The organism is Paenibacillus sp. J22FR83 (assembly GCF_059691955.1).
Window position 1 is genome coordinate 526,448 of the sequence record NZ_JCAUAM010000002.1, and the last position, 14,570, is coordinate 541,017.

Annotated in this window: 10 protein-coding genes; 1 reads left to right on the forward strand and 9 read right to left on the reverse strand. The window is 45.5% G+C overall.

From position 1 onward, the window contains the following. The first annotated feature begins 15 nt into the window (after positions 1-15). Positions 16-630, forward strand: a complete 615-nt coding sequence (locus tag AC58PV_RS05765; RefSeq protein WP_497431309.1) for a biotin transporter BioY — start codon at positions 16-18, stop codon at positions 628-630. A gap of 419 nt (positions 631-1,049) precedes the next feature. Here the strand turns inward: AC58PV_RS05765 and AC58PV_RS05770 are convergent, their stop codons facing one another. From AC58PV_RS05770 to AC58PV_RS05810, 9 genes are all read right to left on the reverse strand, one after another. Next, positions 1,050-2,570 carry an extracellular solute-binding protein gene (locus AC58PV_RS05770; RefSeq protein WP_497431310.1) on the reverse strand — a complete coding sequence of 507 codons (1,521 nt, stop codon included), beginning with the start codon at positions 2,568-2,570 and terminating at the stop codon, positions 1,050-1,052. A gap of 52 nt (positions 2,571-2,622) precedes the next feature. Further along, positions 2,623-3,489, reverse strand: coding sequence for a carbohydrate ABC transporter permease (locus tag AC58PV_RS05775; RefSeq protein WP_497431311.1), 867 nt, complete (start codon positions 3,487-3,489; stop codon positions 2,623-2,625). A 22-nt stretch (positions 3,490-3,511) separates the two neighbouring features. Beyond that, the gene (locus tag AC58PV_RS05780; RefSeq protein WP_497431312.1) at positions 3,512-4,459 is read right to left on the reverse strand and encodes an ABC transporter permease; all 948 of its coding nucleotides are present in this window, start codon (positions 4,457-4,459) and stop codon (positions 3,512-3,514) included. A gap of 165 nt (positions 4,460-4,624) precedes the next feature. Continuing rightward, positions 4,625-6,223, reverse strand: coding sequence for a response regulator (locus AC58PV_RS05785; RefSeq protein ID WP_497431313.1), 1,599 nt, complete (start codon positions 6,221-6,223; stop codon positions 4,625-4,627). Beyond that, entirely contained in the window at positions 6,204-7,958 is a 1,755-nt protein-coding gene (locus AC58PV_RS05790) for a sensor histidine kinase (protein WP_497431314.1), read from the reverse strand. The genes AC58PV_RS05785 and AC58PV_RS05790 overlap by 20 nt, the downstream gene beginning before the upstream one ends. Beyond that, on the reverse strand, positions 7,955-8,827 hold the full coding sequence (locus AC58PV_RS05795) for an AraC family transcriptional regulator (RefSeq protein ID WP_497431315.1): 873 nt from the start codon (positions 8,825-8,827) through the stop codon (positions 7,955-7,957). The genes AC58PV_RS05790 and AC58PV_RS05795 overlap by 4 nt, the downstream gene beginning before the upstream one ends. 134 nt (positions 8,828-8,961) lie before the next feature. Then, entirely contained in the window at positions 8,962-9,345 is a 384-nt protein-coding gene (locus AC58PV_RS05800; RefSeq protein ID WP_497431316.1) for a Rieske (2Fe-2S) protein, read from the reverse strand. Further along, the gene (locus AC58PV_RS05805) at positions 9,342-10,472 is read right to left on the reverse strand and encodes an amidohydrolase family protein (protein WP_497431317.1); all 1,131 of its coding nucleotides are present in this window, start codon (positions 10,470-10,472) and stop codon (positions 9,342-9,344) included. Before AC58PV_RS05805 ends, AC58PV_RS05800 begins: the two co-directional genes overlap by 4 nt. 160 nt (positions 10,473-10,632) lie before the next feature. Beyond that, positions 10,633-13,752, reverse strand: a complete 3,120-nt coding sequence (locus tag AC58PV_RS05810; protein ID WP_497431318.1) for a hypothetical protein — start codon at positions 13,750-13,752, stop codon at positions 10,633-10,635. Positions 13,753-14,570: the final 818 nt, after the last annotated feature.

Below are 14,570 nucleotides of genomic sequence, written 5' to 3' on the forward strand. Positions count from 1 at the left end.
GGAGTGATCAACAATATGAAACTTACACTACGTGGTGTTATTTTCAGTGCATTATTTGCAGCTATACTTGTGTTATTCAGTTCTATTATCATCCATGTACCTGGCTCACCCGTGCCGATTACTCTTCAAACATTAGCCGTTATGCTCGCTGGAGGTTTACTAGGTGCACGTTATGGATTCCTAAGTATGGCACTTGTCGTGGTCCTTACTGCTCTAGGCTTTCCTCTACTAAATGGGACGGGCGGTATCGATAAAGTCCTCGGACCGACTGGTGGATTCATCATGATTTGGCCGATCTGCGCCATGCTCATTGGTCTTATTTTACCGCGGATTCGTCTGAAAGGCATCATGGGATATATCGCGATATTCCTTGTTCTTGAAATTTTCGGTTCCCTTTTTTCTTATTTAGCTGGCGTACCTTGGTTGATGTATAAAGTTCCTTCCTATTCATTTGCAAAAGCAATGGTTCAGGGGTGCTATCCTTACCTTCCAGGCGATGCGATTAAAGCAGTCGTAGCTGCCCTCATCATTACGCCCGTTCGCCAAGTCTTCCCTCCGCAGCGTCTGACAGGTTCATCTTCACACAGCGTTGTGAAAACCGAAAATTCGCAAGATGCGTTGATTCACTAATTCGCACATAGAGACTGTCGATTATTGTGAGTATCCTAGCACCAACTTATCGCTTCCATGCCTTGGAACAGAGCCTCATTCTTTAGAATAACATTATGAAATCATCTTATTTGCTCGTCTGGCAGAGAATTCCGAAAAATAGAGTTATGGCACATCGCTATATCGACCTAAATAGGTTAATTTGACTGAATTTGATCAAAATAGCGTTGTTTCGTAGTGCTATTTGTTCGTAGATCATGCATACAGAGCAAATAGCGTTATTGCAGAACCTTATTTCAACTTGCATGCGATGCACCTTTTCATTTATCGACATTCACACATAATCGCCTAGTACCTTACTCGTATTCATCCAAACAAAGAAGAGCCACCCTCCAAGTAGCTAATCTACTTGAGGATGGCTCTTCTTCCTATACTGTCTTTTATTTCTTCGTATACCACTCATTCAAAGCATCAATGGCAGTTTTCCCGCCTTTAGCGTCAAACTCCTGTGTAAATTTGTCGAATTCTGACAAATCACGTTTACCCATAATGAATTTCATCGAATTCTCTTCAACGTAATTACGTAATTCTGTGAATTTGGAATCGTACGCTTCAATGGATGGAGCAAAGTTCGTTTCCTCACGCGTTTTGTTGAACTTAAGCTGATGCGTGTAATAAGGCAACAAGCTCTTCGCTTTCAACCTTGCATCAATCCCGAAATCGGTATCTCCTAAGCCGTACATCGAACGCCAGCTAATTTTATCACTTTGCTCTTTGGTTTGCGTGTATTCTCCATTCGCTTCTGTATAATCCTCACCTTTAACACCGTAGTTAATCAGGATATCGGTTTCCGGCTTGTACAAGAAGTTCAGATATTGGGCTGCACCTAGTTTGTTCTTCGCCTGTTTCGGAATAATAATATACTGCGTTGAAATCGAAGCATCTTGAATCCCCGATTGACCATTCTTGCCAACTGGAGGCGCGATGAACTCTACAGAACCGCCAGCTTTCTTTTCCTGCAGGGCTTTATCCACATCAATGCCTGATGAGAAATACAACGTATTAAACACGGCTGTTCCGTTAATCAACTTCGCTTTGCTATCTTTGTTAACTGCAAATTCAGGATCCAATAATCCTTCGTCATACCATTTCTTAAGGGTTGTTATGAATTCCTTGTATTCCGGCTGCACCCAGGAGAATTTCAATTTCCCGTCTTTGACGACTGTGGGCGTGGATACACCAAAGGCAGCGGAGAACGGGAAGAATCCATCAAAGAAAGATCCCGCACTTGAAGTCGCCATGGTGAGTGGCGCAATATTTTTCTTCTCTTTAATCGTCTTCATCGTCGTGTAGAATTCATCGATCGTTGTTGGGGTTTTCAAGTTTAGATCCTTCAAAATATCCCCACGCTCGATAAGACCATTCCCTACCTTCAAGGCATTGCGATAAGGGATCGCATACACTTTTCCGTCATATCTCAACGCATCCAATGACTCCTTGGTTGCCATCGAGGATAGATTCGGAATTTGCTTCGCAATTAAATCATCGAGAGGCTCTAGTGCGCCTTGTTTCGCCAGCTTAAAATAATCCGATTTGCCAGCAACCATCATCAGATCAGGCACATCGCCGGATGCGAAGATAATCGATATTTTTTGTGATGGGTTTTCATTCGGAAGCGACTCATATTGAATATTGAAGCCGGAGTTCTCTCTGAGCTTATTAATAATTTTGTTATTATTCATGGTGTCCGAACCTTTGAATTGCTCCATAACGCCGTGATACAGGCGGGTGATTTTCAAATCCTTCAACGCTTTCGCTTCCCCACCGCTTCCACTCGTTGCCGTTGCCGTCTTGCCTGTTCCAGCCTGGCCCGCATCCTTGCTTGTACTACTACACCCTGCCATGACTAGCATACTCAGAATCACACTCATACTTATTGCTGCTGTTTTTCTAAAAACCATAAATTGAACCTCCCTATTTCATTATACATATGAAAGTTTGGATTGGGATGGATTATCCCTTAACCGCACCTAACATAACACCTTTGACAAAATACTTTTGGATGAAAGGATACACACAAAGGATTGGAAATACGACGCAGATGATAGCCGCAGCCGTGGTTGACTCTGGTGTGAGTTCACTCAGAATGTCCCCCGTCGTCATGTCTCCCGTCTTGGCATTCGTCACGATTTGCATCAGGAATACTTGCAGTGGCATGAGACCACGATCGGTGATATACATCATCGCTTGAAAGAAACTATTCCAGTAACCGACCGCATAAAACATCGCAATCGTGGCAATGGTTGGTATAGATAAAGGTAGATAGATCCAAGTAAGAACCCGTATATTGGAAGCCCCATCCATAATCGCCGACTCTTCCAATGCCTCTGGCAGGCTCAGAAAGAAGTTGCGAACCAGGATTAGATTAAACGGTGCCAAAGCCAACGGCAGCATAATCGACCAGAGTGTATTCAATAACCCTAATTGTTTCACCACAAGGTAAGTAGGAATTAATCCCCCGCTGAAAAACATCGTGATGACAAAGAACAGCATTAGTCCTCTTTTTAAAGGAAACTGTCGTCTAGAGAGCGGAAATGCAGCCAATATGGTAACGGCCATACTTACCGCTGTTCCAACAACTGTAATGATCAATGAATTCCAGAATGAGATGTAAAACTGTTTATACGAGAGTACGTATTCATATGAAGCAAAGTTAAACCCCTTCGGCCATAGCCAAATTTCTTTGGCTAACAGATACGTTTCACTGCTCAGGGACTTCGCAATAATATGGATAAAGGGTACAATGGTTGATATTGAGAGCAACGATAATAAGATGACATTTACATAACCGAATAGGGATTCTCCCCGAATACTTTTCATCACAAACCCTTCTTTCTCTGCCTTAGAAAATTCCTTCTTCCCCCATCTTCCTTGCAATAGCGTTAGCCACAATCAAGAGTACGCAGCCAATAACTGACTTGAATAACCCCGCTGCCGTCGTTAAACCAAATTGCATAGACCCTAGGCCTACTCGAAATACATACGTATCAATAATATCTGCCACATCATAGACGGTTGGATTATACATCACTAAGACTTGCTCGAAACCTGCATCTAAGATATAACCGATTCGCAGCAGGAGAATGATAATAATGGTCGACTTCAACCCCGGCAGTGCAATATGCCAAATTTGCCGCATCCGATTCGCCCCATCGACGGTAGCTGCTTGGTACAATTCCTCATTGATCCCCAGTAAAGCAGCTAGATAAATAATGGCTCCCCAACCGGCTTCCTTCCAGATATCCGAGCCAACGAGAATCCATCGGAATATTCTTTCGTCTGACATGAAAAAGATCGGCTGGAATCCTAGCATTTCGATAATCCGATTGATAATTCCACTGCTAGGAGACAACATATCAATGGCAAGACCGCCAATAATAACCCACGAAATAAAGTGCGGCAGATACGTAATCGTCTGAACCATCCGTTTGAATTTGACGAATTTGAGCTCATTCAACAGCAGGGCTAGTACGATTGGAATCGGAAAGCCTATGAGCAGTTTCATTAAAGAAATCATGACCGTATTGCGTACTACTCTTGGGAATTCATCGAACGTGAACAACTCGCGAAAATATTGAAAACCCACCCAGTCACTGCCCCACACGCCTTGCATGAGATTGTAATCTTTAAAGGCAATGATGACGCCATACATCGGCATATATTTGAATAGAAAGATGAGAATGACTGCGGGCAATACCATCAGATATAGATCCCAATACTTGAGGAGTTTCACGACCCTCCCTTTTGTTACTGTCTTTTGACTACTTACGTGCATAGCATTTGTCTTCATCGTATGTGTTCTCCTTAGCTAACCAACTCTTCTCTATGTATTAATCATAGCTCTGCAAGAGCTTGAAATGTAGACTAATCCTTCTACTTTAGTGACAACAAATTCTACGTTTTTACATGCAAAAAAAAGACACCAACCGTTAAGTTGAATGCCTTCTCTATTCCATCACTTGTTTATTTCACTCGGCTTGATGCCCCAATACTTTTGAAAGCTTCGCGAGAAATAATTCCCGTTCTTATACCCGACTCGTTCAGCTACTTCATACACTTTGCTCCCCGTTGCCAATAGCTCCTTGGCCTTCTCCATGCGCAGTCTGAGCACACTATCCGAGAAAGAATTACCCGTCACCTCTTTAAAAATCCGACTAGCATAGGCATAATTCATATACATTTTCTCCGCTACAAAATATAAACTTAACTCTTCCTCATATAAATGGCGATCAACGAAAGCCATAATTTCACTTACCGTAATATGCGTACCCGACCTTCGGCGTTCACTTATGGAACGGCTAATTCGCGCCATCATCCGATGCAGCCACTCCACCAGCTGCTCCTTCGCCAGCAATTGATTGAAGTTCATGAAGTCGTTATAATCCTCAGCGAGTGTTTCTTGCAGGCTCCATCCGTGAGAATTGACAATGCGTGTCAGTAATGCCGTGATGCGAAGAAGCATTTCTTTGGCATCGGCAATAGGATGGTTCGGCGAGAAACCGACGTCCATGATCGTGTTGATGAGCTCGGATCGCTTGCTCTCATTGCCCGTTTCCACAGCGATTTCAATGTCTTTCTCCAAATCATTCATATTCAACCAGACAGTCTTCGCAGGCGCATCATTCCGATAAGGAATGACGGTTTCATTGCCTAGTACGATACGTTCCTGCAGTGCCATTCTACTCTGTTTATAGGCTATCGGCAGCAGAGCTTGATCCTCCACACACGTGCCTATGCCAGCGCTCGCCGTCAGTTTCAAACAAGATTTAACCGTGCTAAGCAGTCTGCCCAGCTGTTGATTGACTTTGAGTTGAAATCCTGACACCTCAGCACTTGAAGGAGCCAGGAAGATAATGGCCGTCAAACCGTCATCATCCTGGAGAACGATTCCGTCCATATCCACCACGACATCTCGGGTAATGTTAAATAGCGAGTATTGAATTAAGGGCCTCTCCCCGGACTGGAATCGGTCATCGGTTTCGGCAATCGGATCCATATCGAGCGTAACAGGCAAATAGATGCTTCCCTCTAGTGAGAAACCGATCTCCTGACTGCGTTTCTCTAATTCCCAAGTAGACAGACGTCCATTCAGCCAATTTTTATAAAAGGATTGTTTCAGATGCGGCAAATGCTCTTTCCATCTCTGTTTCAGGAGCGCTATGTTATGAATGTCATTCAATTCCTGTTCGCGAAGCTGCTTGGCTCTTAACACCGTTTCCAGTACGAGCTCATTCTCCGCCGGTTTCACAAGATACTTAACAACACCATAATCGATGCTGTCTCGCGCATATTCGAAATGGTCAAAGCCCGTTAATATAATAACTTTTACATGAGGGTAGTCACTCTTCAGGACCTTAGCAAGCTCGAGACCACTCATATCGGGCATATGAATATCTGTGATGACGATATCAATGAAGTCCTTCTCTACGGCTAAGATGGCTTCCCTTCCGTTACCAACAGCTCCGGCAATTTCAATCTCATAGTCTCCCCATGAAATCCCATAGGCAATTCGCTCTCTGACCTGAAATTCATCTTCAACGACGAGCAGCTTCATGATCTTCTTCTTCCTCCACTCGAATTGGCATGATTAAGGTAACCTTGGTGCCGAGTCCCTCTTCACTTTCAATCAGCACGTCTGCTTCTTCTCCGTAATATAACTTCATTCTTGATTTCACATTCTTCATCCCAAAAAATTGACTCGATGGGCTTTCCTGCGGCACTCGGTACAGCTTGCTTGTCAGTATACTTAGTTCCAGTTGGAGTTGCTTCAGCAAGTCATCAGACATGCCTAGGCCTGTATCCTCTACTTCGATAAATAAGAGATGCCCATGAACCCTGGAGCGAATTCGCAGTTCGCCTTCAAACGGACATTTCTCAAGTCCATGAATAATCGCATTTTCAACAATGGGCTGCAGCAGTAATTTGAGTACGGGAATAGCCTTCGTACCTTCTTCCAAATCAATCTCAACGGAAAAGTGTGCTGTCCGCATCTGTTGAACACGAATGTAATACAGCAGATGCTGCATTGTTTCTTCTAATGTAAAATGGTTCCGTCCTTTTCCTAAGCTAACTCTGAAAAATTTGGCTAAGTTCAAGACCATTTCGCTGATTTCTTTCATTTGGTATTTGACGGCGACCGAATAGATCGAATCCAGCGTATTGTAGAGAAAATGAGGATTAATCTGGGATTGCAGCAAGCTGAACTCCGATTTGGCTAAGCGCAGTTCCTTCTCATAATCCTCCTCGATCATAACGCGCTGGGACTCCGCCATTTGATTAAACCCGTTCATCACAAGCCCGAATTCATCTCTTCGATCGTGCCTAATTTGATAGTTCAGGTCTCCCTTGCCAATGAATTTGAAAGCACCTGATAATTGACGCAAAGGTTTCAGGATTTGATTATAGATCAGCCAAGCCGTCCACACGGCAAGTAAGATGCTGATTAGGATGATGAGGTAGGTAAATAATTGCAACCGATGGGATAGTTTGAAAATTTCTGACTTGGGCTGCTCTAATTGAATGGACCACGCCCCGCTTGTTTCTTTCATCGTGAACATGTCGGAAGTATTCCCTTGCTTAGCAGCAGCATTCGTCTCTAAGATCAGTCTGTTGTTATAAAATAAGGAAATGTTCATCCGTTCCGTCGTTTGAAGATGTTGAATAATCGTTTGAAGCGACGATTTGTTGACAGCAAATATTAAGATGTTCGGCTCTGGCGTATCTCTTAACACATCGAGCAACCTAATATAGTATATATTGGAGTCCTTCAAGTAGAGGTTCTGTTCTACACTAGGATTGGAATGTGGAATATAGATAACCAAAGTCCCAATACCATTCACCACTTGCCTAAACCAAGCTTCTTCTTTTACCTTCGGCCATCTCATCGCGCCCAGCTCCGTCGAAACGCCATTGCCGCTAGCCCCATGAACAATATAGGCCTCTTGAATGGCACCATTGATATTAGTAAGCGAACCCAACTGCTGCTGCACCATATGAATATCGTACAAGTTATGAGGAGCAAGTGGATCTTCAATGTCTCTGAAGATGCTCACAATGCTCGAATTGGAACTGATCAGGAGGGTCTGTTGATCCATATTGTTAGCTATTTGTTCCATATAGGCAAGGGAGGTTAACAGTGCGCCTTTCGTCCGGTCACTAATTTGCACATTCATAATGCCTTGCGAGTAATTATTCGCAAACATACTGACACTGACAAGCGGAATGAGAATCAGCAAGAAAGTTAACGTAAGCTTAAGTTGTAAGGAGATCGAGCCCTTTCTACGTTTCACAGCGGTTGCTTCCCCCCTATGCCATTGCCCCGTTGTGCAGTTCTCCAGCTTCCTGGAGGGATGCCGTAATATTTGCTGAAAGCATGTGTAAAAGCATAGGCATCGGAATACCCCAGCAGTAAGGAAACTTCGTTAATCATAAAATGAGAAGCAAGCAGCTCAGCTGCCTTTTCCATCCGCAACCGATGCAAATACTGGAGAGGTGTTACCCCCACTTCCTCCGTGAATACCTTGGAGAAATACGTCCGGTGCAGGGACAAGTAGTCGGCAACATCTCGAACTGTAATATGTTCCATATAGTACGTGTCCATAAAAGCAACGCTTTTAGGAATCCAGTTTTCTTTGCCAGTTTGGCTATGGTCAGAAGGGTCCGATGCAATCATTAGACTGCATATACGGTATAGGATGGAACAAAGTTCATTATGCCGTTTCATATCATATTTCCAAGGAAGGAACAACTGGCGTAGGGTAGATTCAAGTTCCTTTGTAATAACCCCGAATAGGTAAGGAACCGTCTTACTGAAGCCGGCGGCAGCGAAAAGTTCTGGCACGTGCGGCCCATCCATAGAGATCCAAGTCATCTGGAGATTGGTCTCGTTCGGAGCTAGTTGATAACGGTACGTACTTCCCGGTAACATCGCAAACACATCGCCTTTGGATAACATAATGGACTCTTTATCGAAGGTGAACTCGACCTTCCCCTCCATAATATAATGCAAATTATAGTACTCCAGAATGCGGAGACCTGAATGATAGCCAGGCTTTGCGATATTTCGACCGAGGCGAAGGGGCCAGATGCCGCCTTTCTTGGCGAATTCGTCAGGGACGAACATCTGTGATTCATAAAATTCCTTAGCGGTTTCCTGCATGCCAATCACCCTCCTATCCGTTATCACTTCTATTGTAGCAAATGGTGAAGAGGAATGAACATGACGTCATGCGAAATAAAAACCTCTCCTTTGGGTGCTGGCATTCGGCGGCCCAATAGAGAGAGGTTTTCATGTTAGGTCATATGAATGAAGATGAGGTCGTTCTCAATCGAGACACCGAATTTCTCTACCGTGACCTCATACGTTTTGGTACGCATGGCCGCATCCGTAATCATACAGCCTGTCGCAATATCGAATTCCCACTGATGCCAAGGACAGCGTACGATTTCACCCTCTCTGTCAAACTGAAAATCACCTGGGCCTTCTGAAGTCACATAGGCCGTCACCAGCCCTTTGCATAGCTCCGCTCCTTGATGGGGACAAATATTCCTCAGGGCATGGAAGACACCGCCAATATTATAAACACCAACACTGCGTCCTCCAACTTCCACAATCTTATGCTGGCCTGGTGGAATTTCACCTACTGTTCCCACTTGATGCTGCGTTCCTCGCTTCATTTGATCTCCTCCGTTTGGCGTGGAGGCAGACCATATAGCTTCGCTGCATTCTGGTAGTAGACGTTATCCCATAGCTCAGGCTCGAGCTTAGGCAGTGCTTGGCTCGGTGAATCGTAATCCCAGTGTGGGTAATCACTGCAGAACATCAACGTTTCTTTGGCATAGATGCTATCCAACAAATGATCGAGGACCTCACGATTCGGCGTTTCCTCAAACGGCTGCGTCGTAACGCGCACGTGCTCACGGAAATATTCGCTCGGTTTCTTGCGAACCCATGGGGTCTGTACGCGAAGCCCTTTCCATTCTTGGTCGAGCTTCCATAGGAATGGAGCTAACCAGAGTACGCCTGCCTCTTGCAGCACAACCTTCAGCGTTGGGAAACGCTCGAATACCCCGTCGAAGATGAAGCTGGCCAAATGTGCGCCCATGACCGCAGGACGTGCGCAACGCTGCTCAATGTAGTGCGTCACGTAGCCTGCTCCAGTATGAGGCCCGTTAATCCCCTCCCCTTCTAATCCAACATGGATCGTGAAGGGGAGATTATGGCGAACGCAAGCCTCATAGATCGGATCATAGTGCCGACTGCCGTAAGGAATCGTAGATCCGCTGGAGACAACGACCTGAACCATGTCGGATCTGCCCCCAACGCGGTCAATCTCTTGTGCAGCAAGCTGTGGTGCCTGCTTCGCAATAAAGACAGAGCCTCTCAGCCTGCTATCTCGCGCAAGCCAATGTTCAATGGTGTATTCGTTAATTGCCCGGCAATAGGCAGCTGCATAATCATAGTTGGGATTCGCATGAATGGCATAGCCTTCCCCCGTCAGAATGCCATATTCGACATTGTAACGGTCCAAATGCTGCTTCTGCATCAAGGCGAGATCACTGCCAGCAGAGCCGCCGCCTTCGGGATACGCATCAGCCATGCGACCGCCAACGCCGCCATTAAAGTGCATGCCGCCTGGCAAGGCTGGCCCATATTGCTTAATGAGCTCTTGATACGCTCGCGGCAAATAAGGTTTAATGGCATCCAAACTCGTGCCTTGATGAATGTCGCAATCAATAATGGATCGTTTCAGCTTGGGACGCTGGTTCGCTTGTAACTTTGTTTCGGAATTCGAAGTGTGCATATCTTGTGCCCCTCCAACAATGTACATTAGATAGCAGGATGTGAGGTTGTTACCGTTACTCACCCTGGCTTCTTGACCTTAATGTTACGTTCCCAGCGTCCAAACAACAATGCTGTCGTGCCATGTCTCTTTTGCGATTTTGTAAGGTGTCTATGCTTGCTTATGGAATGGCTCTAACGTAAATATCATCAAAGTAAGCCTGCGCAATATGCGTGTACACACCAATCTTCCCTTGTGAAAACGTACTGTCGGTTACACTGATCTTGAGCGTTCCGTTGACATAGGCCTTAATTGAGCTCCCATTCACTTCTAGCTTGAACTGATGCTGAACACCCGTACTTAACGTAAGTGCCACAGTGCCAAGCGTGGAATCCGAGTCGTTGACAAGCTTTCTAAGCGTAAGCGTATGGGCGTGATCATCATAATACATGTAATAAAAGTTTTTGCTATCAACCAATCTGGCAATCAGCCCCATACGTCCGTATATGCTGCTCCAGCTATTCGCTTTTACTTTTGCCTCGACACTATAATTTTGCCATGCATCTCCTGCTGAGGCTTTGGACCCTCCATAGCCTAAATTGTCCCCATAATAAACTTGCGACCCTCCTTCTGTTACGACGCTGAAGAGGCCGTAATGTTTCGTCCAAGCGCTGGTCCCATTCTCAAAACCTTCATAAAAAATGATATCCGAAGTCGTCACTGATGCCGTACTGCTCGCAGCCGAATAGTTCCCAGATGGGTCAAATGCTTTAACGACATAGTTATAGGCAGTGAGCGCCGATACGCTCGTATCTGTATACGTGTTCACATTCCCGTTCAATGTCGCAATTTCAGTGCCATTCCGGTACACTTTGTACCCGGATACGCCAGCGTTATCTGTCGATCTGTCCCAAGCGACATTCACCTTCGTTGAGAAGGGAGAAACAGCCGTCACATTGGCTGGGGTTGTTGGAGCGGTCACATCGGTGCCGATGAGCGGCGCATACACCAACTCGAAGCCATATCCTTTGTCGGTTTCAAGCGGAACCGTAATCGTATCGCCAACTACACTGATCGGAATTTCCTGCAATCTTACGCCATTCATTGTGAGTTTATAGGCTTTATATGCGCTTGGTGTTTTGGTTGTCTGCAGCTTCACTTCCCCTGTGCCATACTTCACCAGCGTCGGTAAAGTTCCACGATAGAAATAGGTCACACTGCCAACCGTCTCTTCACGCTCTCCCGTTCCTGCTGCATCTGTCGTATAAATGATCAGCATTCTGTCGCTTTCATCCAGCGGCTGATCATCCAGGGAAGCTACAGATACGGTTGCTTTCGGCAGATTCGCCTCCATGGTGATCGGGCCAAGCTCATAGCTGTTGTTGTTCATCGTTCCTGCAGCAGCTGCCACGTAAGGCGTGTTAATGAAGTAGGTATTCAGGTTAAGATCAAAGAGGAGCTCACCCGTGTCGGAAACCAGCTTATTATTGTCTAAATTAGCCAGCATACTTGCTTTCAGGGTGACATCATCAATGGCATTGATAAATGTTTCTGCTACTTGCTTCATTGTCATGGCGTTCGTAACCGTAATCTTGTTGGCTGCAGGAATATCTCCGCTTGCAATCTGGGCATCTGTGAGGTCCGGCGTAATCTTATAAATTGCATAGGGCTCTCCCGGCTTATCGGCATAGACGGTTACCGTCTTGAACAGATGCGGGATGTACATACGATTCCGTTCAGGAGATTCATTCTCCGTAGAAGAGGAGTGCGTACTGACATACGTTTTGTCTCTTACAATAACAAATTTAGCATCAGCTGGCGTGAGGTGAGCTTGACGGAACACAAGCGTACCTTGGTATTCCGACATCGTAGCAATTGCATCCGTCAGCGAGTCAAAAGAAGTCTCTCCGCCCTGCCGCGATTGATTGATGGCTTCACTCACACGGCTTACGTAATGAAAACGGTTCAGCATATCCCAGCCTTGGTAAGCACCGGCCGCCGCCGTCATCAAGCCAACATCGTCCCGTCCCTTGTTCGGAAACTCGTGATTGAATTCAGTTAAGGCAAACGGCTTGTTATACAACTGTCCCAGCGCAAGACCAGGAATATAATTTTTGAAAATAAACGAGCCGTACTGCTGCACATAATTGGCGCTGGATGCTGGATCAAAGATCATGCTGTAGCGCGGATGTGTCAGCGGATTGTAGGTGAAGGAGTCTTTTCTGCCATCGACAAGGCCGTTATACAGATGCGTTTCATGAACATCCGCTTGCGTCCGCCAATAATTCGCTAAGGAGTCATTGATATAGTTAATACCGCCAATCGGCGCTTGAACCCCAATGGTGTCCTTGAGATAGGACTTCATGGCGCCATAAGTAGCAAACTGCTTCTCGGTAAAGTACTCGGCCAGATCGTTCTTCATGCCCGGCGTCGCGCCCCAGAAAGTATCCGGGAACGTTGTAACGGTCGGACGGCCTTTGCCAACCAAGAACGTGTTAAAGTCATTCATCACCCAGGCTTTAAAATTCGGGTTCGAATAATTCGCATTGTAAAGAATGACTTCGTTCATCGGGGATACGCCCATGATTTGAGGCTCATCCTTCAAGGCAACTGTTGTATATGGATTCACGTGATTAAACAATTGATAGGCAAAAGATTGCCAAATGGCCTGCCCATCCGGCAGAAGCGTGGCCAAGTATTTGGATGCGGTTGATCCATATACGCTTTCACCTATGCTAGGTATATCTTTGAAATTTGCAAATGCTAAAATATCCAGATCGATATAAATACCGCGTGCCTTGAGCAACGCATTAAAATAATCAAAATTATCCATCTTGGTTGGATTCAACGTTACCGTCGTGGACGTGAGTGGCTGCATGAGTCCTCTTGCCCAGTCATAGTTTTGATCGATGGACGAGTACCGCACCACATTGTAGCCCATCGCCGCAATTCGGTCGGCCATGATGACCATTTCATCCTTGGTTGGATCTGTCCCGTAACTACCGTTCAAGTTCCCCCCGTAGAATTTCACTTTCGTACCGGGCTCATTCTCAAAATAATAATCGCCATACACATCGATTTTCACGGACCCCTTAGACCCCGCTGGTGTATGATTCAGAATAGACAAATCCATGGCACTGCCTGGAACAACCGCCATCGTGGTATCCAGGGGCCGCCAATTACTGTCTGCCACGATCGGTGCTGCACTTACTGCTGGAGCATAGCCTAAAGTTCCAACAAGTGGCAGTAGTACGGCTGTGATCATGAGTCCTGCAAGCTTTGGTATGATCTTTTTTCTCATCTTTCATTCCTCCTACATTTGATTGTGAGACACTTTCTAAAATTAACTTTGAAAGCGCTTTTAAAAAATGTTGCCTTGATGATCTCTAAATCACGCCCCTTCATGTCATATTAAAAACACGGTGCCAGCCTACTATATGACAATTCCCACAAAACCAACAATGATCGTTTGTCTTTCCGTTTTGTGATTTTGTAGGCTGTGGGCGGTTGGCGGTGTAAAACGTACGTCTATACTCCTCTTTTGGGAGGGGAGTAGCTGATGGGTCTGCTAGATTTCTTATGCGTCCCCAGTTGCATGTCGAGGTAGCTAGATTTCCTATACGTCCCCAAGTTGCATGTCGAGGTAGCTTAATTTCCTATACGTCCCCCAGTTGCATGTTGAGGTAGCTTAATTTCCTATACGTCCCCCAGTTGCATGTTGAGGTAGCTTAATTTCCTATACGTCCCCCAGTTGCATGTTGAGGTAGCTAGATTTCCTACACTCCCCAAGTTGCATGTTGAGGTAGCTAGATTTCTTACACGTCCCTAAGTTGCGTGTTGAGGTAGCTAGATTTCGTATTCGTCCCCCAGTTGCGTGTTGAGGTAGCTAGATTTCCTACACTCCCCCAGTTGCATGTCGAGATAGCTAGATTTCCTACACGTCCCCAGTTGCATGTCGAGGTTGCAAGATTTCCTACACGTCCCCAAGTTGCATGTTGAGGTAGAGTTTGCGGATTAACTGGATTTTCTACATCTATTTCCGGCTAAAATGAGCTTGTGGAGAGTTTAACTGGATTTTCTACAGCTAATTTGGCTCATAGTGTCCCGTTTGGTGAAATC